Origin of the sequence: Donghicola tyrosinivorans (genome assembly GCF_003003355.1) — a bacterium.
GTDB lineage: Bacteria > Pseudomonadota > Alphaproteobacteria > Rhodobacterales > Rhodobacteraceae > Donghicola > Donghicola tyrosinivorans.
Genome location: NZ_PVTQ01000011.1, coordinates 66,476 through 87,151, shown reverse-complemented (window position 1 = coordinate 87,151; position 20,676 = coordinate 66,476). Strand labels below are relative to the sequence as shown.

At 60.0% G+C, this 20,676-nt stretch carries 19 protein-coding genes; 8 read left to right on the top strand and 11 right to left on the bottom strand.

What is annotated here, in order from left to right; all coding sequences use genetic code 11:
- Window positions 1-57 precede the first annotated feature (57 nt).
- Complete coding sequence (locus tag CLV74_RS15170) at window positions 58-1,299, top strand: NAD(P)/FAD-dependent oxidoreductase (protein WP_106266400.1); 1,242 nt, start codon at window positions 58-60, stop codon at window positions 1,297-1,299.
- A 655-nt stretch (window positions 1,300-1,954) separates the two neighbouring features.
- Here CLV74_RS15170 and CLV74_RS15165 read toward each other — a convergent pair.
- From CLV74_RS15165 to CLV74_RS15145, 5 genes are all read right to left on the bottom strand, one after another.
- On the bottom strand, window positions 1,955-4,162 hold the full coding sequence (locus CLV74_RS15165) for a hybrid sensor histidine kinase/response regulator (RefSeq protein WP_106266398.1): 2,208 nt from the start codon (window positions 4,160-4,162) through the stop codon (window positions 1,955-1,957).
- Window positions 4,162-5,289, bottom strand: a complete 1,128-nt coding sequence (locus tag CLV74_RS15160) for an FIST N-terminal domain-containing protein (RefSeq protein ID WP_425430983.1) — start codon at window positions 5,287-5,289, stop codon at window positions 4,162-4,164. The genes CLV74_RS15165 and CLV74_RS15160 overlap by 1 nt, the downstream gene beginning before the upstream one ends.
- A 97-nt stretch (window positions 5,290-5,386) precedes the next feature.
- Window positions 5,387-6,070 (bottom strand): response regulator, encoded by a 684-nt coding sequence (locus tag CLV74_RS15155; RefSeq protein ID WP_106266394.1) that lies wholly within the window; start codon window positions 6,068-6,070, stop codon window positions 5,387-5,389.
- A 179-nt stretch (window positions 6,071-6,249) separates the two neighbouring features.
- A complete protein-coding gene (locus CLV74_RS15150; protein WP_106266392.1) occupies window positions 6,250-8,013 on the bottom strand; it encodes a PQQ-dependent methanol/ethanol family dehydrogenase in 1,764 nt (587 codons plus the stop codon).
- A 205-nt stretch (window positions 8,014-8,218) separates the two neighbouring features.
- Window positions 8,219-8,635, bottom strand: coding sequence for a c-type cytochrome (locus tag CLV74_RS15145; protein WP_106266388.1), 417 nt, complete (start codon window positions 8,633-8,635; stop codon window positions 8,219-8,221).
- Window positions 8,636-8,795: 160 nt separating this feature from the next.
- Here CLV74_RS15145 and CLV74_RS15140 point away from each other — a divergent pair, with 160 nt between their 5' ends.
- On the top strand, window positions 8,796-9,770 hold the full coding sequence (locus tag CLV74_RS15140) for an ABC transporter substrate-binding protein (protein WP_106266386.1): 975 nt from the start codon (window positions 8,796-8,798) through the stop codon (window positions 9,768-9,770).
- A gap of 9 nt (window positions 9,771-9,779) precedes the next feature.
- The gene (locus CLV74_RS15135; RefSeq protein WP_245888564.1) at window positions 9,780-10,433 is read left to right on the top strand and encodes an ATP-binding cassette domain-containing protein; all 654 of its coding nucleotides are present in this window, start codon (window positions 9,780-9,782) and stop codon (window positions 10,431-10,433) included.
- Between the two features lie 16 nt (window positions 10,434-10,449).
- Here CLV74_RS15135 and CLV74_RS15130 read toward each other — a convergent pair whose 3' ends face one another.
- The 6 genes from CLV74_RS15130 to CLV74_RS15105 all read right to left on the bottom strand — a co-directional run bounded on the left by CLV74_RS15130 (window position 10,450) and on the right by CLV74_RS15105 (window position 15,194).
- Window positions 10,450-10,995, bottom strand: coding sequence for a tetratricopeptide repeat protein (locus CLV74_RS15130; RefSeq protein ID WP_170108073.1), 546 nt, complete (start codon window positions 10,993-10,995; stop codon window positions 10,450-10,452).
- Between the two features lie 67 nt (window positions 10,996-11,062).
- On the bottom strand, window positions 11,063-11,857 hold the full coding sequence (locus CLV74_RS15125) for an ABC transporter permease (protein ID WP_106266384.1): 795 nt from the start codon (window positions 11,855-11,857) through the stop codon (window positions 11,063-11,065).
- Window positions 11,854-12,576 (bottom strand): ABC transporter ATP-binding protein, encoded by a 723-nt coding sequence (locus CLV74_RS15120; RefSeq protein WP_106266382.1) that lies wholly within the window; start codon window positions 12,574-12,576, stop codon window positions 11,854-11,856. The genes CLV74_RS15125 and CLV74_RS15120 overlap by 4 nt, the downstream gene beginning before the upstream one ends.
- Window positions 12,573-13,028, bottom strand: coding sequence for a cupredoxin domain-containing protein (locus CLV74_RS15115; protein ID WP_106266380.1), 456 nt, complete (start codon window positions 13,026-13,028; stop codon window positions 12,573-12,575). The genes CLV74_RS15120 and CLV74_RS15115 overlap by 4 nt, the downstream gene beginning before the upstream one ends.
- Window positions 13,029-13,053: 25 nt before the next feature.
- Window positions 13,054-14,019, bottom strand: coding sequence for a YVTN family beta-propeller repeat protein (locus tag CLV74_RS15110; RefSeq protein WP_106266378.1), 966 nt, complete (start codon window positions 14,017-14,019; stop codon window positions 13,054-13,056).
- A gap of 2 nt (window positions 14,020-14,021) precedes the next feature.
- A complete protein-coding gene (locus CLV74_RS15105; RefSeq protein ID WP_106266376.1) occupies window positions 14,022-15,194 on the bottom strand; it encodes an ABC transporter substrate-binding protein in 1,173 nt (390 codons plus the stop codon).
- Window positions 15,195-15,390: 196 nt separating this feature from the next.
- Here CLV74_RS15105 and pedF point away from each other — a divergent pair, with 196 nt between their 5' ends.
- The 5 genes from pedF to CLV74_RS15080 all read left to right on the top strand — a co-directional run bounded on the left by pedF (window position 15,391) and on the right by CLV74_RS15080 (window position 20,615).
- The gene (gene pedF, locus CLV74_RS15100; RefSeq protein ID WP_106266374.1) at window positions 15,391-16,089 is read left to right on the top strand and encodes a cytochrome c-550 PedF; all 699 of its coding nucleotides are present in this window, start codon (window positions 15,391-15,393) and stop codon (window positions 16,087-16,089) included.
- Window positions 16,090-17,001: a substrate-binding periplasmic protein gene (locus CLV74_RS15095; protein ID WP_106266372.1), complete on the top strand. Its 912-nt coding sequence runs from the start codon at window positions 16,090-16,092 to the stop codon at window positions 16,999-17,001.
- 85 nt (window positions 17,002-17,086) lie between these two features.
- Window positions 17,087-17,644: an SRPBCC family protein gene (locus CLV74_RS15090; RefSeq protein WP_106266370.1), complete on the top strand. Its 558-nt coding sequence runs from the start codon at window positions 17,087-17,089 to the stop codon at window positions 17,642-17,644.
- 51 nt (window positions 17,645-17,695) lie between these two features.
- Window positions 17,696-18,181 (top strand): (2Fe-2S)-binding protein, encoded by a 486-nt coding sequence (locus CLV74_RS15085; RefSeq protein WP_106266368.1) that lies wholly within the window; start codon window positions 17,696-17,698, stop codon window positions 18,179-18,181.
- Window positions 18,182-18,251: 70 nt separating this feature from the next.
- Entirely contained in the window at window positions 18,252-20,615 is a 2,364-nt protein-coding gene (locus CLV74_RS15080; protein WP_106266366.1) for a xanthine dehydrogenase family protein molybdopterin-binding subunit, read from the top strand.
- The last annotated feature ends 61 nt before the right edge of the window (window positions 20,616-20,676 follow it).

The window sequence follows — 20,676 nt, the reverse complement described above, 5'->3', positions numbered from 1 at the left end:
GCTTGCATCCTTGCGCGTGGAAATGTTCCTTTCGGGCAAAAGACGGAATGGAACGATATGGCACAGGTATTGGTCCTTGGGGCGGGGATGGTCGGGGTCTCGACCGCGCTTGCCTTGCAAGAGCGCGGGCATGAGGTCTGCCTGATCGACCGCCGCGAGGCGGGGCGTGAGACCAGCTATGGCAATGCGGGCTATATCCAAGGCGAGGCGTCTGAACCCTATGCCTTGCCCCGTGATCTGAAAACACTGACCCAATTCGCTTTGGGCCTGCGCAATGACGTGATGTGGTCATTTGCGGGCGTGTCCAAGATGGTGCCAGCGCTGTGGTCCTACTACCGCTATTCGCGGCCCGACCGGCATCGGGCGGTCTCGCAGGTATACACTCGGTTGACAACTTGCGCTCCTGCGGCCCATGCGCCGCTGATCGAGGCGGCGGGCGCGGGCAATCTGATCACCAAGGCGGGCTATTACCAGATTCACCGCGATCCTAGTGAGTTCGCCGCGATGGCCCGCGATGCTGAACGGTTGGAGCGGGAATATGGCGTGAAGGCAGATTTTCTGGATACGCGCGCCTTTCGGCGGGCCGAGCCGGTGCTGAAGGGCGATGTGGCCGGGGCAATCCACTGGCAGGCCACAATGCTATGCGCCGATCCCGGTGGCTTGGTGCAGGCCTATGCGGAATTGTTCAAAGCGCGGGGCGGTGTGATCCGGCATGGTGATGCCTTATCCCTGCGCCAAAGTGGGGCAGGCTGGCAGGTACAGACCGAGGACGGCCTTGAAAGCGGGACGGCGGCAGTTGTTGCGCTGGGACCCTGGTCGCCAGAGGTATTGGCCCGTTTCGGCTATCGCGTGCAAATGGTCTACAAGCGCGGCTATCACGCCCATTACCGGATGGAGCAGACCCTGAACGCATCCATCATGGACGCAGATAACGCGGTGGTGCTGACGCCCATGCGCAAGGGGCTGCGTCTGGCGACCGGCGCGGCGCTGGTAGGGCGCAAGGGGGCGGTGGATACCCGCCAGATCACGCGGGGCGCCAAAGGTGTTTCGGACATCATTGATTTAGGGCCGCGCGTGGATGAGCCTCAGTGGTCCGGCACACGTCCCTGTATGCCCGACATGCTGCCTGTGGTCGGCGAGGCGCCGCGCCACAAGGGGCTATGGTGCCATTTTGGTCATGGGCACCAAGGGTTTACGCTGGGGCCGGTGACGGCGGGTCTATTGGCTGCGCAGATGGATGGGGCGGACAGTGATCTGGCCCGCGCCTTGGCGGTGCCACGTCCGGGTGTGTTCCACTAAGGATTTGCGGCCTCGCAAAAAGCAACCGCCCGCGCTTTGGCACGGGCTGAAAGGCAAGGGGCGTTGTCCCCAAGCCTTGTCCGGGGTCGCGGCAGGGGCCGCGATCGGTGGAATTTTTGAAAGGTGGGCCGAACCGGCCAAGTGCCATCTGTCTTAATAAGAAGTGGCTGTGCTGGTCCCGGGCAAAATGCGACGGGACCGGTGCTTATTTTTGCGTCTGAGGCGCTGTGGCCTTCTGGCCTTCACACAGAGCCTTCAGGCGCCATGCGGCCCACATGCTCATGCAGAATTCTTGATTGTCTTTTCCAAGTTTATTCGAGTGGGCCAGGGCGGTCAAAGATGTGGCGGCCTGTTCTTTAGACATAATCGTTTACTCCGCTCCCCAAAGGGCATGCAAAACTTAACTGACCCCCGAAACCCTGCCTTTAAGTTAGCTCTTAATGGTTAAAGGGGTTAACAGAAGGATAACGCAAGACTACCCAAAAGGCGAGGAAATTAACCTGTTCGGACCTAAAAAATTTCACATTTCTGCCTAATTATTTGTAATTTCGGACTTCAAACGACATATCCGCAAACACTTTGGCCATAAAATGTGTGACCCCGACTCAGGTGAGTGCAGCGAAACTTAAGTGACTCGTAAATGGATGGGGGCCTGTTAAAGGGTGATGGCCTGCGCCGCAGTATGCAGCATATGCCCCAGCTTATGGCGGTCCAGAGGCTTCAGCAGCAGCTCTAGCCCCATAGATTTGCAGGTTTGGCGCAGATCGGTTGACCGGTCGGCCGAGATGATGGCGCAGGGGATTGGCCCCAAACTGTCCTGAACCGCGCTGTAAAGTTCGATCCCCGACATGCCGGGACCCAGTTGGTAGTCCAGCAGCAAGGCATCGGGGCGGATTTGCAAATCCGTTAACAGATCCAGCGCCGATGCGGCGTCTTCGGCCTCGATCACGTTAACGCCCCAGCTTTCCACCAGAATTGAGATCGCACGGCGCAGTTGCGGGTCATTTTCCACCAGCAGGACGATCAGGCCTGACTGTTCCAGCCCGATGGGCAGGGTCATGCGGGCGCTTTTCGGGCGGGCGGGATCGGCCTCGGATGCGACGGGGACGTTCACCATAAAGCAGCTGCCCTGATCCACTTCGGACCAGAGGCCAAGGGGGTGGCCTAGACGGGCGCAGGCGCGCTCCACGATGGCAAGGCCAAGGCCCAGACCTTCGTTGGCGCTGGCTTTGGTGTCCAGCCGCTTGAACTCCTCAAAGATGGTGTTCTGGTTTTCCTCGGCGATGCCGGGGCCGGTGTCCCAGACCTCGATCCGGGCCGAGCCTCCGTTACGGCGTACCCCGACCAACACGCGGCCCGTGGCGGTATAGCGGATCGCGTTCGAGATCAGATTGCGCACGATGCGGCGCATGTAGGCGGGATCGCTTTCCACCACCAGATTGCTGTCCACAACGGTCAGTTCCAACCCTTTGCGAACGGCGTGGATGGTCATCTCATCGCGCAGGGGCGCAAGGATTTCCCGCAGCGAGAACCGGCGCACGTCGAAACGCAGACCGTCGGACTCCAGTTTGGAGATGTCCAGCAGCGCATCGATAATCTGCTCGGCCCCCGTAAGTGCGGTCTCGGCCTTGGACAGAACCGCCATGTCATCGGGGTCGGTCGCCTTGTCCGAGAGGGACGAGATGAACAGCTTTGCTGCCGACAAGGGTTGCAGCAGATCGTGGCTGGCAGCAGCCACAAAGCGGGATTTCGAGGCGTTGGCCCGTTCGGCGGCGGATAGGGCGTCCTCTAGTTCCAGCGTGCGCTCCATCACGCGCTGTTCGAGGATTTCGTTCAACTCATACAGCTTTTGCGCGGCTTCCCGTTCGGCGGTCACATCGGTGCAGGAAATGACAAAGCCCTGATCCGGCATTCCGCGGCCGAAGATTTGCAGGGTCATGCCGCCACGGCGTACCTCAAAGGAAATCGGGGCGCGGGCACCTTTCACCAGCGCCCAGTTACGGAATCCTTCAAGGTCAATACCGCGGCTGAACTGTACATCATCGCCCAAACGGTCCAGCAGGCCACCGAAGGACGCGCCGATTACCAGACGGCGAACAGGGACCGACAGCAGCTGGCTTATCTTGTGGTTCCAGCCCACAAGCTGCGCGTTTTCGTCAAAGACGCAGACCCCTTGGTTCAGGTGGTCCAGCGTGGCGCGGATGACGCGGGTCTGTTTGTCTTTCAGGCGGGCGCGTTCCTGCCGCTCGATCCGCATGATGTCGGTGACGTCGGTTTGCAGGACCACGGTACCGCCGTTGCTGGTGCGATGTTCCGACACTTGCAGCCAGCGGTCGCCGCTAAGCTCGACGTTGAACATGACGTGCCGATCCATATGGCGGCGGATGCGGCGGGCGGCCCAAGAGGCGGGCGTTTCATCCTCTGGCAGGGCCAGATAGGCAGATTTTCCGATATGGCGCACATAGTCGGAAAAGGGCAGGCCGGGGGACAACAGCGGGCTGAGGTCTTTGAAATCGCGACAAAAGCGCGAGTTGCACATAACCAGAACGTCTTCGGGGTCAAACAGGGCAAAGCCTTCAGAGACCGCCTCGATCGCGTCGGCAAGGTTGCGGCGGGCCGCTTCGGTTTCGGCGTGGGCTTTAGCCAGTTCCGAGTTGCTGTCGTGCAGCAGCTCTAGGGTGCTTTCCAGTTCCAGCGTGCGTTCGCGCACCCGCTTTTCCAGCAAGGCCGCCCGTTCGAATTGCGCATAGGCGGCATTCGATTGCGCTGTGCCGTATTCCACACGGCTCATCAGCGCGTCGACGATCTTCAGGAGTTTTTCATTCTGCCGTTCTAGACTGTCGGACGGGTTGATCAGGGTCATCAGTTGCTTTCGTCGCGGGGCGGAGGATAGATCGCCACACCCGTGAGGGTCTGGTTCACATGCAGGGCACCAATCTGTTCACCATAAGTCGAGAAACCAATAACTTTTTTATCTGCGAGTATCTGCGAAATCTCGCGGGTTTTTTGCCGCTGGTCGGCAGCGATCCGGCGCAACACGCAGTCACAGCCAAGGATCATGTCCGGCGCACCGTTGCGGTATAGCTCATCTAAGCCGCTTTCCAGATGTGCCGCAATATCAAGATGTTCGGCAAGGGTCAGAACCATGCCTTCGTTGATGGCGGAAAAGAAGACCAATTCCCCGTGTTCATTGACCCGCTGGATGGCGCGGACGTGATGGCTTTCGCCAAGACGCACCACGACAGGGTGTTCGGCAAAGATGAACGGGTCCAACTGGTTGGGGTCTTTGCCCAAAAGGCGGGCATATTCGGCTGCTGCTGGCTCGGCGTTGATCTCTTGCACGATGCGGCGCTCAGGATCGGCCTTGGTGACGACCATGCGGGCCTGGGTCGGGGCCAGATTGTCATGGCTGAAAACACGGACGGGGCAGAGGCTGCGCACCATGGTCAGGATGGCGGCGTCCTTCATGATCTGGCCGTTGCAGGCCAGCCATGTCTGGCGGAAATCGATCCCGTCGCCAGCCGAGCCACCGAAAAGTGGCATGGGCCCCAGACCCGAGGCCAGCGCGGTGGTCAGGTTCTCTTCCGACAAGGACAGGCCGTCCACCAAGAGGAAGGCGAATTCATGGGGACGGTCAGGGGCCAGTTGCGCAAGGGCCATGCGCTTTTGAATGATAGAATCGATAACGTTCTGATCATCCAGCGCTTTCAGGTCTTCCAAGGCAAAGGTGATGGCCGAGAAATAGCGGGCAGGGAAGCCCACCGCGATGATCTGCTTTTCCTCATATCCCGCACGGCCAAGCTCGCCCGCTGTGGTACAGGCGACGATATCGGCATCTCCGAAAGAAGATTGGGCGGCCATGATCAGGCCGTTGAAATCCGCGCAGGGAGCTGAAAACAAACACACGAGCGCCATAGGCTCTGATCCGAACTGGCGCTTGATCTCCTCTACAGGCGCCAGCTCATCACAAAAGACCTGTGCGACGCACACTGCCTTACTGTCTTCGGTCCCCTCCCTGGCGAAGCGTGGTGGCGCTTCGTTCACTAGACCGATGTCCTCTGTACTTTAGTTGCGTGAGGATGAGCGATTACTCATTCGTTGGCAAGACCCGGTTAAAGTGGGCCTCTTGCGCGATCAGAACGGCCTGAGTGCGCGAATGCACGCCAAGTTTCCGCATGATTGCGGTGACATGGGCTTTGACGGTGGTTTCCGCGATCGACAGGTCATAGGCGATCTGTTTGTTCAGCTTGCCCTCGCAGATCAGGTTCAGGATGCGGGCCTGCTGGTTGGTCAAGGTGCCAAGGCGTTGCAGTGCATCATCCTGCGTGGCCGACTCGCCATCGGGATCGATAAACCCTTCGGGAACAAAGTGTTTGCCCGTGCGCACGGTGTCGAAAGCTTGCTGGAACACGGCGCGTTGCGCTTGCTTGGGAACAAAGCCATCTGCACCGGCCTTGATGGCGCGGCTGATCATGCGGTTGTCGGACATTGAGGACGCGATGATGATCTTGGCACGCGGCGCGGCCGTGCGTAGGCGGACCAAGCCGTCCAGGCCGTTCACGTCGGGCAGGTTCAAATCCAGAATGATCGCACGGATATCGCTGTCGGCGCTGACCTCATCCAAGGCGGCCTCAAGGGTGCCCGCGGTGTGGATGGTGCCAAATTCGGAAATCGATTTCAGCGTCAGGGTCAGGGCGTCGCAGAACAGGGGGTGATCGTCGACCACCAAGGCGTTGCCGGACAAATGTGTTGCTGCGCTGACCTGAGACATTTGGGTTTTCCTTGTTTCCTCATCTTCAGCTTACGCCATTCGATCAAGGTCTGCTTTAGCCAAAAAGTCTAATACCCTTTCGCGGCGCATCTTATCTGCCCACAGAAGGGGCGGGAAAAGGAAAACGCCCGAAGAAAATCTTCGGGCGTTTCCAAATGTTTGACCGTTAGATCAGTGGATCAGTTCGATGCCAGCTGCTTGGGCAGTTTGAAGGTCCAGACAGTGCCACCCTGGTTCAGGTAGTTCACTTTCTTGGCCACTTCGCCGCCCCAGAGCGGAACCGCGCCACCCCAGCCCGAAACGACCGAGACGTACTGCTCGCCTTCCATTTCCCAGGTGATGGGCTGGCCAACGATGCCCGAGCCGGTCTGGAACGACCACAGTTCTTCGCCGGTGGCGTCATCCAGAGCGATGAACTTGCCCTCGGGGGTGCCGAAGAATACCAGACCGCCTGCGGTGGTCATCACGCCGCCCCACAGGGGTGCGTCGTTCTTGTATTCCCAAACCCACTTGCCGGTGTCGGGGTCGATCGCTTTGAGCGAACCGATGTGGTCTTCGTAGTTCGGCTTGATGGTGAAGCCCGAACCCAGGTAAGCCGCGCCCTTTTTGTAGGTTACAGGCTCGTTCCAGATGTCCATGCCCCACTCATTCGAGGGAACGTAGAAGTTGCCGGTCTTCTGGCTGAAGGCCATCGGCATCCAGTTCTTACCGCCAAGGAACGAGGGCGACGAGAAGACGACTTCGCCTTTGTTGCCATCGGTCGCGTTCGCGGGGTTACCGGGACGGTTGGGTTCGTTGAAGATCGGACGACCGGTCTCATCGATACCGTTGGCCCAGGTGATGTCCTTCACGAAGGGTGCTGCCGAAACAAAGGCACCGTCTTCGCGGTTCAGAACGTAGAAGTAGCCGTTACGGTCAGCAGTCGCGTAGCGCTTGTTGCCGCCGCGGTCGGTGTAGGCAACGACTTCGTTCACACCGTCATAGTCCCAGCCTTCGCGGGGCGTGGTCTGGAAGTGCCACTTGATGTCGCCGGTCTTGGGGTCGATGCCGACGCGGCTTGCAGCGTACAGGTTGTCGCCAACATTGCCTTCGGTGGGCTCGCCCGCGCCGCGCAGCCAGCTGTTCCAGGGAGCAGGGTTACCCGCGCCGAAGATCAGGGTATCGGTGTCGATGTCGTACGAGCCACCCAGCCAGGTTGCGCCGCCGCCGGTCTTCCACAGATCGCCGGGCCAGGTCGCGTTCAGGGTACCGGTCATGGTCGATTCCTGACCGTTCAGGGTGCCCATGTGGCCTTCGATCATCGGACGGGTCCAGACGATTTCGCCGGTCTCTGCGTTGCGGGCCTGAACCTCGCCTACGATACCGAATTCACCGCCCGAGTTCCCGGTCACAACCAGACCGTCAACGATCAGGGGTGCTGCGGTGTAGCTGTAGCCAGCTTTGTAGTCAGCGATCTTGTCGCGCCAGACAACGTCACCGGTCTTCAGGTCCAGCGCAACGATACGTGCGTCCAGCGTGCCGAAGTAGATGTTGTCGCCATAGATGGCCGCGCCGCGGTTGATCACGTCACAGCAGGGCAGGATGCCTTCGGGAAGACGGGCATCGTACTGCCACAGCTCTTCGCCGGTGTTCACGTCGATCGCGTAAAGGCGCGAATAGGAACCGGTGATATACATCACGCCGTCATAAACCAGCGGCTGGGTTTCCTGACCGCGCTGCTTTTCACCACCAAGGCTGAAGGCCCATGCGGGAACCAGGTTCTTGACGTTGTCCTTGTTCAGGGTTTCCAGCGGCGAATAGCGCTGAAGGTGACGGCCCATGCCGTTGGTCACGACCTGGTCGGTCGAGGCCTGGTCGTTGGCCAGATCCTCTTCGGTCACGCCCGCGTAGGCTGCGGTCACAGCCAGAGCGCTTACCGACATTGCGGCGATGAATTTTTTCATTCTGTCCTCCCTAGACGATGTACGGAAAGCCGTTTGCATGGGGTGTTCGGCCTTCTGACATCGCTAGTATACGGAACAGGTCATCGTCGGGTACACGGCTTAGGTCGTACGACCCCAGTCGCCTTGACAGTAACTTTCGGACGGGATGCGTTGAGTCGCCGCACCTGCAAATCAACTTTTCGGCACCCCGTCCGAAGGGGGTGTTTTACTTCGATACGGCGCTGTTATCGACCGTGGTGATCGAAGCCAGATAGGCTAGGATAAAGTCCTGAACCGTGCGGTCTTCGATGCCCACGTGGCGCATTTTGGTGCCGGGCATAAAGCCGTCGTTGTCTTCCATCCATGCGCGCAGGGCGGCAGGGGTCCAGACGATGCCCGATGCCTCAAGGGCTGTCGAATAGTCGTAGTCCGGTGACATGCCAGCGGCGCGGCCAACGATATTCTCCAGCGGCGGGCCGTATGATTCTTTGTCCGCGTCGGGGGAGTGGCAGCGGCGGCATTCGGTCTCGAACAGGGTTTCACCTGCGCTGATTTTCACGGCTTCAAAGGTGCTTTCGGCGGCAACGGCGGGCAGGGCGCTGACGGTTGCGACGGCAATGGCAAGAGTTTTAAGATAGTGCATGGGAAACCTCCTTGGTCACACGCGCCAAGGGTAGGCGTGTAAAAAGAGACCCGTTTTGACGCAGGTCAACACAGAGGGGCTGTGATACCTATCCTTTAGTCCTATATGGGTCATTTTCTTTGCGCTGGTAAGCTGCCCGCAAGTTTAGGGAGGGGTTATTATGGCATTCACAAAAGCCATTGGCGCAGCAGCGACTGCGCTGGTTCTGATCGCAAACAGCGCGTGGGCAGAGATGCCGGTGCTGAAAGCGGCGGTTCTTGAGATCGGCACGGTCAACTGGGAACTGGATACAATCAAGCACAACGGGTTCGACACCGCGAACGGGTTTACGCTGGACGTGCAAGGTGTAGCGGGCGGTCCTGCCGCGCAGGTGGCCTTTCAGGGCGGCGAAGCGGATGTGATCGTCTCCGACTGGCTTTGGGTCGCGCGGCAGCGGGCGGACGGGCATGACTATGTGTTCGTACCCTATTCCAAGGCCGTGGGCGGCCTTCTGGTCAAGGGTGACAGCCCTGTGCAGACGCTGGCCGATCTGAAAGGCAAAAAGGTCGGGATCGCAGGCGGTCCGCTGGACAAAAGCTGGCTGATCCTGCGTGCCTATGCGGAACAGGAATACGGCATGGATCTGGCCACCGAGACCGAGCAGGTCTTCGGCGCACCGCCGCTGATCTTCAAGACTGCCCTACAGGGCGAAACGGACGGCGCGATCAATTTCTGGCACTTCATGGCCAAGATGGAAGCGGCGGGCATGCGCTCGGTGATCTCGGTCGCGGATGCGGCGCAGGCGCTGGGGCTGGACCCTGAAACGCCGCTGCTGGGGTATGTTTTTAAAGGCGAAATGCTGCAAGAGCATCCCGAACTGGTGAACGGTTTCGCCCAAGCCTCGCGCGATGCAAAACATCTTTTGGCGGATGATCAGGCCGCTTGGGATCGCCTGAAAGACCGGATGAATGTCAACAACGACGCCCAGTTCGAGGCGCTGATTGCGGGTTACCGCGCTGGCATTCCCTCGGACGCGCCTGTTGATGAAGAGGCAGCTGGCAAGATGCTGGCGCTGATGGCCCGTCTTGGCGGCGCAGAGTTGACCGGTAAGGCCGACACCCTGCCCGAAGGGGTCTTCGTCCAGCCTGGTAGCTGAGGCGGCCCTGTGTCGATCCGGCTGGTGGCCTCAAATCCTGATCCCCGAGGCGCATCGCACCCTGTGGTGATGCGTCTGGACCTGCACGGTCTGCGCCGTTCGGGGAGGGCGATTCTTGGCGCCAGCCAATTGACCTTGCATGAAGGTGAAACGGTGGCCCTGACGGGGCCATCGGGGATCGGCAAGACTTCGCTTTTGCGGGTGATCGCCGGTCTGCACAGCGACTATGACGGCACGCTGACCTGTCCCGACAGGATCGGAATGGTGTTCCAGGAACCCACTTTGCTGCCATGGCGCAATTTGGCGCAGAACCTGATGCTGACCACCGGCATCGCCTTGCGGGACGCAACTGCCCTGCTGGCCGAGGTCGGGTTAGAAGGCCGGGGGGCCGATATGCCGGGGCAGTTGTCCTTGGGGCAGCAGCGCCGACTGGCGCTGGCGCGCGCGTTCGCGGGAACGCCGCCGCTTTTGCTGATGGACGAACCCTTTGTCTCGCTTGATCCGGCAATGGCGAACGAGATGATGACCTTGTTCGAAAACCTGCGCCGCCAGCGCCGGACGATGGCGACCCTGATCGTCACACATTCGCAGGAAGAGGCGCAGCGTCTGGCCACCCGTACTTTGCGGCTGGAAGGGGCGCCTGCCGTCCTGACCCAAGTCTGAACCGCAGGCCAAATCCTTAGAACAGCGGGGCGTAGCGCCAGTTGTCTGCGTCAGGGGTAACTTCGTCCAGATCATAGCCTGCGCCTTGCAGGCGGCGGGCGATCTTCAGCCCTTCCTTGGCAGCTTGATCCACATATTTGCGGCCCATTTCCGGATCGGCGGCAATGCCGTGGCCGCGCATCAGGTTGATCCCGTGATTGAACTTGCCCACCGGATCGCCCAGTTCTGCGGCGCGCTTGTCCCACTGGGCGGCGGCGTCTGGGTTATATTCGCCGCCAAAGCCGTTGTTCTCCATATAGGACATCCACGTCATCGCAGCGGTGTAACCGGCCTCTGCGCAAGCCTCAAAAATCTTGCGGGCGTTGGCGTGATCACCGGATTTGGTCATCAGATAGCCCGAGGCGCAGACCATCATGTCAACCTTGCCATCCTCGGCCAGTTGAACGTTGCGCTGCCATGTCAGCTCATCGGGGTTCAGATTGTCTTCGGCCCCAGGACCCATTTCAGCAGCGTATGCGCCACCTGCCAGCGTCATTGCAAAGATCACGGATAATATGCGCATCAAATTCCTCCCTTTTGGGGAAACTAGCATATTATCATAGGGTTTTCTGCCCCCTTAGGGTCGTAGATCAACCCTTGCGGCGGGTCAGGCCGCGGGCCGGATCATAGCCCCAGATCGCCAGCCCCATAAACACCGCGGTCGATGCCAATACCCAGATCAGGGCGATGGGTTCAAACTTGAGGTAGAGGGCAAAGCGGATCAGCTCGACCCCGTGGGTGAAGGGGTTCAGGGCGCAGATGTCCCGCAATAGCGGCGAGCTTTCGGCCATCTTCCAAAGCGGGTAGAGGGCCGAGGACAGGAAGAACATCGGAAAGATCACAAAGTTCATGACGCCCGCGAAATTCTCAAGCTGGCGGATCAGGCTGGACAGGGCCAGCCCCAGCGCCCCCAGCATCAGACCGCTGATCAGCAGGGCAGGCAGGACGGCCAGATAGCCCCAAGGGCTGTCGGGCATGATGTCAAAGGCCCATGCCACCGCTAGGAACGTGTAGACCTGAAGGATCGAGATCGCCGTGGACCCGCAAAGTTTCGCAAACAGCAGCCAGCCACGGGGCAAAGGAGCCGTTAGCAACAGCCGCATAGATCCCATCTCACGGTCATAGACCAGCGACAGGCTGCTTTGCATCCCGTTGAACAGCAGGATCATCCCGCAGAGGCCGGGGATGATGTAGGTCTCATAGGTGATGTAGGTCTGATAGGGCGGAATGATCGACAGACCCAGCGCGGCGCGAAACCCTGCGGCAAAGACCAAAAGCCACACCAGAGGCCGCACGAGGGCGGCGATAAACCGTTCGCGCTGGTGCAGGAAGCGCAGCGCCTCGCGTTTGACGATGGCGCTCAGCGCGATGAGATAGGCGTTCATGCGCGGGCTCCGGTCAGGTTGAGGAAGTGGTCGGAAAGGGTTGATTCGCTGCGTAATTCCCCGACATTTCCATCTTGCAGGATTTGCCCCTGATGCAGCAGGACCAGATGGTCACTGTCGTAGACCTCATCCGTCAGGTGGGTCGCCCAAAGGACGGTCAGCCCCTGATCGGCGCACAACTGGTGGACATGGCTGGTGATTGATTGGCGGGCGGCGGCATCCAGGCCGACGGTCGGCTCATCCAGCAGCAGCACCGCCGGATCATGCAGCAAAGCGCGGGCTATTTCCGTGCGGCGTCGGTGGCCTCCGTTCAGGTCGCGCACCCGCTCATGGGCGCGCTCGGCCATGTTCATCCGTTCCAGCGCGCCATCGGATCTGCGGGCGGCCTCGCGCCCTGCGATGCCGTGAAGGGCCGCGAAATAGGACAGGTTCTGTTTGACGCTCAGGTCCATGTCCAAAGTCGAGCTTTGGAATACTACCCCCATCCGCGCCAAAGCGGCGCGGGGTGTGCGGCCCATGTCATGGCCCGCGATCGATATCCGCCCTTGCGGCGCGGTGAAAAGACGCGTGAGCAAGCTGAACAGGGTCGACTTGCCCGCGCCGTTAGGCCCCAAAAGCGCGCCGAATTCGCCTGCCTCAAGCTGGAACGAGACACCTTTCAGCGCCTCTTTCGCCCCATAACGGTAGGCCAGATTTTCGACGCTGAGGCCGCTGGTCATTCGATCGTAATCTCCAGTCTCTGGGAGTCCCCGGTGGAGCCCGGAATTTTGAGGTAATAGGAACCGGGCTTGATTGCTATGAAGCCTATTTCCATTTCACCCGCTTCGTCAAACTCAATGGAATCAAGACCCAAGGGGCGGATCTCAAGGCCTTCGACGACGATCTCGTCGATCCAGATGGCGCGGAAGAACTCGGGACCGACCAGACCCAGTTCCTGACTGCCGTCGCCCTGAATTTCGAACTCATAGTAGCTGCCCGATTTCAGCACCCAAGGGGCCTGTGTCAAAGGCATGCCGGCGCTCAGCTGGATAGGTTCCAGATCATGTTTGTTCTTGGCGGACAAAAGTCCTGCCAGACCGAACTGGGGTGCATCGTCGTCGCCGTCGTCATCCGCAAGAGCAGCAAGGGGCAGGGTGGCGGCAAGAGCCGCCATCGCGATAAATTTCTTCATCGGTTTCCTCGTTCGTTAGGACAAGTCAGTTGGTGGGGCGGAAGGCGGCGCCCCAAGGAAAGCGGCCAACCTTGATGGTCTTCAGCGCTTTGCGCTTGGCCACATCGACGACGGTCACGTCGCCGGAAATACCGTTGGTGGTGAAAAGGCGCGATTTGTCCGCGTTAAAGGCCATGTGCCAGACGCGGCGGCCCACAAGGATGTAATCCTCGACCTCATAGGTCTCGGCGTTCAACACGGCGATGTGGTTCGACGGACCCAGCGCCACATAGGCAAACTTGTCCCCTTCGCCCAGTTCAAAGCCCACAGGCTGGATGCGGTCGGGGTGGATGTTGGGCAGTTCAAACCGGATTTTCGCCTTTTCGGTCTGGGTTGCCGTGTCAAAGACCGAAATGCTGCCGCCGATCTCTGAACTGACCCACATTTCTGCGCCATCCTTGACGAATTCCGCGTGGCGGGGGCGGGAATCGACCAGCGTGTTGGCGAACAACTCTTGGGTCTCCGTGTTGATCCAATGGGCCATGTTGGTGGTCTCGGAGGTGGTGATGGCGATTTTACCATCGGGCGAGACCGCCATGCCTTCGGGCTCGATCCCCACGTCGATCTGGGCAACCACAGTGCGACTTTCCACATCTACCACAGTGGTGATCGCGTCGTCCTCATTGGCGATGTAGAGGTGCTTGTTGTCGGGGTGCAGCACAAATTGTTCGGGATCTTCGCCCGAGGGCAGATCGTGCAGGATTTTGCCCGTTGCGGGGTCCATCACCTGAACCGCATCGCTGTCCGAGGCACAGATGTACACGTATTTGTAGTCGTGGCTGAAGGTGATGCCGCGGGGCCGCTCGCCGGTTTCATAGGTGTGGGTAACCTCCATCGTGTCGATGTCGATCACGCTGACGGTGTCGTCCTTTTCGTTGGTCACCCAGATTTCGTCGGCCAGAACAGGCTGCGCGGTGATCGCGGCAAGCAGGGCAAGAGTGGATACACGCATGATCATTCCTTGAAGGCAGTGCAGGTGCTTTCGGGCGCATCGACGCCCAGAGTGTCGAGTTCGTTGGTCTGGTGCAGAAAACCGGGAAGAGGGGCCTGCATCACCACCGCGCGGGTGGTGACCAGTGGGATCGGCTGGCGCATCTGGCCGTTCCAGTCGCGGAAGGTCTGGGGCGAGCCCTTGAAGCCTCCCAGTTCGAAATCCTCTGACAGCATATAGGTGCGTAGGCTGGCGGCGTCGGTTTTGCCGGTGCGGGTCACAGCCTCGCCAATGCTGCGGAGAGCGGCCCACGCGCCATAGTCTTCGGGGGCCATGTTGCGGTGGGCCAGATCCTCAAACCGCGAATGCAGTTGCGCTGCGCCCCATTGTTCCACCACCGGTGCCCAGACCTGAGGGGTGATCCCTTCGGTGCCCGCAACAGGGCGGGGCAGCCATGTGTTATAGGGCAGGTAACGCCCGAAATCATCGGCCTCATCGGCGACCAGAAGCACGTCGTGATCGCGCAGGTCTTGGGTGAACAGGGGAACCTCGGCGGCGGCGTTGCGGCGCATGTCGGCGTCAAAAGCCCATGTCTTGGTTGCGCCGATCTCCAGCCCGAACTTCTCGGCCGAGCGGTTTAGGGCGGCGGCAAATGCCTTATCCTCAGGGTAGGTGCCTTCGATCATGGCAAGGCGCGGCCAGCGCTTGAAGAGGAAGAACTGCATCAAGGCATCGGTCCGCATCGCCATAGATGGCGCGGTGTGCAGGACGTTCGCGCGGCAGTCTGCGTCACGCAAGGCGGTGTCCTCGGCGGTGGCGTTCAGGATCAGGGCACCTGCGGCTTCGGGCAGATCGGCGATTTGCAGCAGCGTTGCCGCATCCACATCCGTGACCAGCAGGTCCGAAAGCGCCAGCGCGGCCTTTGCTTCGGCCAGAACATCGCCGCCGACGGGGACGTAATGCAGGGTCAGGCTGTAGGTGTGTTTGAGGAATTTTCCGGTGGTCGCATTGTCCACCGTCGCCAGTTCGGCCCCGCGGATCGCCAGATCTTCGGGACGCGGGTCCAGATTCGAAAGCGTGGCAATCGCCTCGGTCTGCTGTCGTAAAAACTGGACGTTGATCTCCAGCCCATCTGCATAGGCTGAAAGCGGGCAAAGCCCTGCAACCACAGCGGCAGCGTGGGGTGTGAAGCGCATGAAAATTCCTCCCTGCCTGCACGCTACGAATACGCAGGTGCGGGTGAAATACGACCAATGTCCTGCCCTATGACCCTTTGAACGGGGCGATCCCCAACCAAGGTCGCATAGCCGCGCTGGGGGCGGCGATTTAGAACAAGAAAAAACAAAAATGCAAAAAGCAAAAAAACGCATTCGGCACCAGGAGGAGATCCCAATGCTCACGAAACCCTCGTCGCTGACCCTTGCCGGGGTTACCCTTGCCTTGACCGCCACTCTTGCGCTTGCGCACGGTGATGTCGCGCCTCAGGCTGTAGATACCGCCGGTCTGCCCGCTGTTGGCGAAGAATGGCTGACCGAAAACCCCTACCGTGCAGAAGCTGCCGGTCAAGAAGTTTGGGCCAAAGCCGTTGCGATCGGCGATTCTGGCTACAACCAGAACTGCGCACGCTGCCACGGTCTTGGCGTGGTCTCGGGTGGTCTTGCCCCTGACCTGCGCTTCCTTGAAGCTGAAGAATTCGGTGATGAATGGTTCATCGAGCGTTTCCGCTTTGGCTACACCCAGAACGGCACTACCAAGATGCCCGCCTTTGGCGAGCTGCTGGGTCAGGAAGCCGCTTGGGCGATCCGTACTTACATAGAAACCCGTCCCGATACAGACCAGATCGAAGAACTGACCGGCGAACTGACCGCTCTGCGTGACCAGCTGGTTGCCATGGCCAAAGGTGGCGAAGGCGACGCGCAAGCTATTCATGATGAGCTGACCGAAGTTGCTGGCGGCATCGAGACCCTGTCGGGCGCACCTGTCGCAGACAGCATCGCACGTCGCGCGGCCCTGATCCTGGAAGCAGGCGGCGACAATGCCTACCACAAGGCGGCCGAGACCCTGACCATCGGCCTGTCGGCGGCGCACTAAATGACGGCAGCAAGGACCCGTTCTCTCTCTGTCCTTGTTATAGCCTTTGTCATGGGCGGCGTAACTGCCGCCCATGCACAGGACCCCTGTGCGGACTACGTGCCGCAACCCAAACCGCAGAACGCAGGTCGGGATATCGTTGGTCAGGACTTTGACCAGATTCTCGAACAAGGACATATGCTGTTCGCGGTTTACGACGATTACGCTCCCTACAGCTGGCAGGAAGGTGGAAAACCCAAAGGGGTGGACATCGAGATTGCCCGTATGATCGCCGACTACATCGGCGTAAAGGCCCAGTTCAATTTCGTCATGGCTGATGAAAATCTGGATGCGGACCTGCGTAACAACGTCTGGAAGGGTCCGGTTGTCGGAGGGCGCGTGTCGAACGTCATGATGCGTATTCCCTATGACCGCCAGTTCAAATGCCGGGTCGAGCAAGTGACCTTTACCGGTCAGTATGCGGCTGAAAGCATCGCGATTGCCTATGACAAGGCAACCTATCCCGAAGACAAACCTGTTCCTGCCTATTTCCGCTATGATGCGGTCGGGGTCGAGAATGACTCGATCTCCGATTTTTATCTGACGGGCATGGCTGGGGGGCAGCTTGGGGACAATATCCACCGCTATCCTGACACTTTGGACGCGATGGAAGGGCTGTCTGCGCACGAAGTAAGCGCTGTGATGGGACCGATCAGTCAGTTGCAGTTCGGATCGACGGATTCCATCGGAATTCACCAGCCACCGCTGGCCGGTTTCGCCGTGTCCAAGTGGACCTTGGGCGTTGCGGTGCATTTCGCGTATAAACAGCTGGGATATCAAGTAGATGACGCAATCGCAGAGGGCCTGCAAAACGGTCGGATCGCGGAAATCTATGCGGAATACGGCCTAACGCATCAAATGCCGGTCCGGTAAAGTCGCATCTTTCTCATCCCTTAGTCTAATATGAACAGCCTAGGTCCCGCGCCTAGGCTGTTTTTCATTAGGGAGGAGTTTACCGATGCAAATGAGCGACTCGCGCGAGATCGCCGCCAGCCCCGAGGAGGTCTGGAAGGCGATCCTGGATCCGGAAGTCTTGAAACAGTGCGTTCCCGGCTGCGAGGCCATGGAAGGCAGCCCCGAAGAAGGGTTTGATGCCACCGTGGTCCAGAAGGTCGGACCGGTGAAGGCGAAGTTCAGCGGCAAAGTGACCCTGAGCGACATGGTTGCCCCCAGCTCGTTGAAGCTGTCGGGCGAGGGGAAGGGCGGCGCGGCAGGCTTTGCCAAAGGCGAGGCTGCGGTAACGCTGGCCCCTTCTGGCAATGGTGGCACGCTGCTGACCTATGACGTGGATGCGAAGGTCGGCGGCAAGCTGGCACAGCTCGGCAGCCGCGTGATCGACGGGTTCGCCAAGAAGATGGCTGACCAGTTCTTCCAGAATTTCCAAGAGACGGTCGAAGGCCCCGCCGCAGCCGCAGCACCTGAGGAGACTGCTGCCCCCGCTGCCGCACCTGCGCCCGCAGCCGCCGAAGAACCACAAGAAGAGAAGAAAGGATTTTTCAAGCGCCTGTTCTCGTGACAGGCTCTTAGTTGAAAGTACCAAGCATTTCGCCAGCTAGGGAGGAGTTAGATGGCAAAAGTAACCATGACCGTAAACGGTCGTAAGGTCAGCGGAGAGGTTCCCGGCAACCGTTTGCTGGTTGAGTTTCTGCGTGAAGATCAGCGCCTGACAGGCACGCACGTAGGATGTGACACCAGCCAGTGCGGCGCTTGCGTCGTGCACGTGAACGGCAAGGCGGTGAAGTCCTGCACCATGATGGCCAGCGAGGCCGATGGCGCAGACATCACCACCATCGAAGGAATGGCCGAAGCGGACGGGACGATGCACCCGATCCAGCAGGCATTTCAGGACAACCACGGTCTTCAGTGCGGTTTCTGCACTCCGGGCATGGTGATGTCGGCAGCAGCTTTGCTGAAGGACAACCCCAACCCGACCGAAGCCGACGTGCGTCATTATCTGGAAGGCAACATCTGCCGCTGCACCGGCTACCACAACATTGTGAAAGCCATCCTGGCCGCTGCCGGTCAGGACGTTAGCAAGATCGCAGCTGAGTAATCGTGGCGCCGGCGCGGGGAGGCGCCGGAGCTAGGTGGTTCCAACCCACTGAGATTTAGGGAGGAAGGACATGCCGAAGGATTCAGGCATTGGCGCGGCCAGCAAACGCCGCGAAGACGTGCGGTTCCTAACCGGAGCCGGTAATTATACCGACGACATCAACATTTACGGTCAGGCTTATGTGTATTTCCTGCGCTCGGACGTAGCGCACGGAAAGATCAACAGCATCGACACCAGCGCCGCAGCAGAGATGCCAGGCGTTGTCCGCATCTTTACCGGTGCGGACTTTGAGGGTGTCGGCGGTCTGCCTTGCGGATGGCAGGTCACCGACCGTCACGGCCAGCCCATGCAGGAACCGGCCCACCCGGTTCTGGCGCAGGGCAAGGTCCGTCACGTCGGTGATCCCATCGCCGCCGTTGTCGCTGACAGCTTGCAAGAGGCCCGCGACGCGGCCGAAGCGATCGAGCTGGACATCGAAGAACTGCCCGCTGTTGTAAACATGAAGGCCGCTCTGCAAGAAGGCGCGCCCAAGGTTCACGACGATCTGACCTCGAATCTCTGCTATGACTGGGGCTTCGTCGAGGACAACAAGGCAGCCGTTGATGAGGCGATCAAGAACGCCGCGCATGTGACCACGCTGGAGCTGGTGAACAACCGTCTGGTTGCGAACCCGATGGAGCCTCGTGTGGCGGTGGGCGACTATAGCCGTGCCAACGACGAGTCGACCCTCTACACCACCAGCCAGAACCCCCACGTGATCCGTCTGCTGATGGGCGCCTTTGTTCTGGGGATCCCCGAGCACAAGCTGCGCGTGGTGGCCCCCGATGTGGGTGGTGGCTTTGGCACCAAGATCTTCCACTACGCGGAAGAGGCCTTCTGCACCTTTGCGGCCAAGAAGTGTAACCGTCCGGTGAAATGGACGGCCTCGCGTTCGGAAGCGTTCATGTCGGACGCCCATGGTCGCGACCACGTCACCAAGATCGAACTGGCACTGGATGCGGACAATAACTTCACCGCGATCCGGACCGAGACCTACGCGAACATGGGCGCTTACCTGTCCACATTCGCGCCTTCGGTTCCCACGTGGCTGCACGGCACGCTGATGGCGGGCAACTACAGAACGCCTCTGATCTATGTGAACGTGAAGGCTGTCTTCACCAACACCGTACCGGTGGACGCATATCGCGGGGCAGGTCGTCCCGAAGCGACCTACCAGCTGGAGCGTGTGGTGGACAAAGCTGCCCGTGAGCTTGGCGTTGATCCGATTGCCCTGCGCCGTCAGAACTTCATTTCCGAGTTCCCCTACGCAACGCCTGTGGCGGTCGAATATGACACCGGCAACTACTTTGCGACCATGGATAAGCTGGAAGAGGTCGCAGACCTTGCAGGCTTTGAAGCGCGCCGCAAAGCGTCGGAAGCCAGCGGCAAACTGCGTGGTCTTGGCGTGAACTGCTACATCGAGGCTTGCGGCATCGCGCCGTCAAACCTTGTGGGTCAGCTGGGTGCCCGTGCCGGTCTGTATGATGCGGCCACCGTGCGCGTGAACGCCACCGGCACCATCAGCGTCATGGTCGGGGCGCACAGCCACGGTCAGGGCCATGAAACAGCCTTCCCGCAGGTTGTCGCGGATATGCTTGGCATCGACGAATCGATGATCGAGATCGTCCACGGCGACAGCTCGAAAATCCCCTTCGGCATGGGCACCTATGGCTCGCGTTCGTTGGCGGTTTGCGGCAGCGCGATGGTGAAAGCCACCGAGAAGATCATCAAGAAGGCCAAGAAGATCGCCAGCCACCTGCTGGAAGCTTCCGAAGCCGATATTGAGGTCAAGGACGGCAAGTTCACCGTGGCAGGGACCGACAAGTCGGTGGCTTGGGGCGATGTGACCCTGGCGGCCTATGTGCCCCACAACTACCCGCTTGAGGACATCGAGCCCGGTCTGGAAGAGACCGCGTTCTATGACCCCTCGAACTTTACCTACCCGTCGGGTGCCTATTGTTGCGAGGTCGAGTTGGACCCCGATACCGGCAAGGTCACCATCGAACGGTTCGCCGCTGCTGACGATTTCGGCAACGTTGTGAACCCGATGATCGTGGAAGGTCAGGTTCATGGCGGTATCGCACAGGGGATCGGTCAGGCTCTGCTGGAGAACTGCGTCTATGACGACGAAGGCCAGCTCTTGTCCGCGTCCTACATGGACTATGCGATGCCGCGCGCGGATGACGTGCCGTTCTACGTGGTTGACCATTCCTGCCAGACGCCCTGTACCCACAACCCACTGGGTGTGAAGGGCTGCGGCGAGGCCGGCGCGATCGGCTCGCCGCCGGCGGTGGTCAACGCGGTGATCGATGCGATCCAGTCGGGTGGCAAGAATGTGCTGCATATCGACATGCCCCTTTCGCCCCAGCGCGTTTGGGCTGCGATGCAAGACTAAGAAGCGAGAGGACGGACCGGGGGCGCTGCCCCCGGACCCCCGGAGTATTTCTATCAAGAGG

Coding starts and splice junctions, on each gene's coding strand:
- CLV74_RS15120 (WP_106266382.1), bottom strand. CDS start 12,576: ATGACCAGCGGCCTCAGCGTCGAAAATCTGGCCTACCGTTATGGGGCG.
- CLV74_RS15110 (WP_106266378.1), bottom strand. CDS start 14,019: ATGCGTGTATCCACTCTTGCCCTGCTTGCCGCGATCACCGCGCAGCCT.
- CLV74_RS15140 (WP_106266386.1), top strand. CDS start 8,796: ATGGCATTCACAAAAGCCATTGGCGCAGCAGCGACTGCGCTGGTTCTG.
- CLV74_RS15095 (WP_106266372.1), top strand. CDS start 16,090: ATGACGGCAGCAAGGACCCGTTCTCTCTCTGTCCTTGTTATAGCCTTT.
- CLV74_RS15085 (WP_106266368.1), top strand. CDS start 17,696: ATGGCAAAAGTAACCATGACCGTAAACGGTCGTAAGGTCAGCGGAGAG.
- pedF (WP_106266374.1), top strand. CDS start 15,391: ATGCTCACGAAACCCTCGTCGCTGACCCTTGCCGGGGTTACCCTTGCC.
- CLV74_RS15090 (WP_106266370.1), top strand. CDS start 17,087: ATGCAAATGAGCGACTCGCGCGAGATCGCCGCCAGCCCCGAGGAGGTC.
- CLV74_RS15125 (WP_106266384.1), bottom strand. CDS start 11,857: ATGAACGCCTATCTCATCGCGCTGAGCGCCATCGTCAAACGCGAGGCG.
- CLV74_RS15150 (WP_106266392.1), bottom strand. CDS start 8,013: ATGAAAAAATTCATCGCCGCAATGTCGGTAAGCGCTCTGGCTGTGACC.
- CLV74_RS15130 (WP_170108073.1), bottom strand. CDS start 10,995: ATGCGCATATTATCCGTGATCTTTGCAATGACGCTGGCAGGTGGCGCA.
- CLV74_RS15105 (WP_106266376.1), bottom strand. CDS start 15,194: ATGCGCTTCACACCCCACGCTGCCGCTGTGGTTGCAGGGCTTTGCCCG.
- CLV74_RS15080 (WP_106266366.1), top strand. CDS start 18,252: ATGCCGAAGGATTCAGGCATTGGCGCGGCCAGCAAACGCCGCGAAGAC.
- CLV74_RS15170 (WP_106266400.1), top strand. CDS start 58: ATGGCACAGGTATTGGTCCTTGGGGCGGGGATGGTCGGGGTCTCGACC.
- CLV74_RS15155 (WP_106266394.1), bottom strand. CDS start 6,070: ATGTCTCAGGTCAGCGCAGCAACACATTTGTCCGGCAACGCCTTGGTG.
- CLV74_RS15165 (WP_106266398.1), bottom strand. CDS start 4,162: ATGACCCTGATCAACCCGTCCGACAGTCTAGAACGGCAGAATGAAAAA.
- CLV74_RS15115 (WP_106266380.1), bottom strand. CDS start 13,028: ATGAAGAAATTTATCGCGATGGCGGCTCTTGCCGCCACCCTGCCCCTT.
- CLV74_RS15145 (WP_106266388.1), bottom strand. CDS start 8,635: ATGCACTATCTTAAAACTCTTGCCATTGCCGTCGCAACCGTCAGCGCC.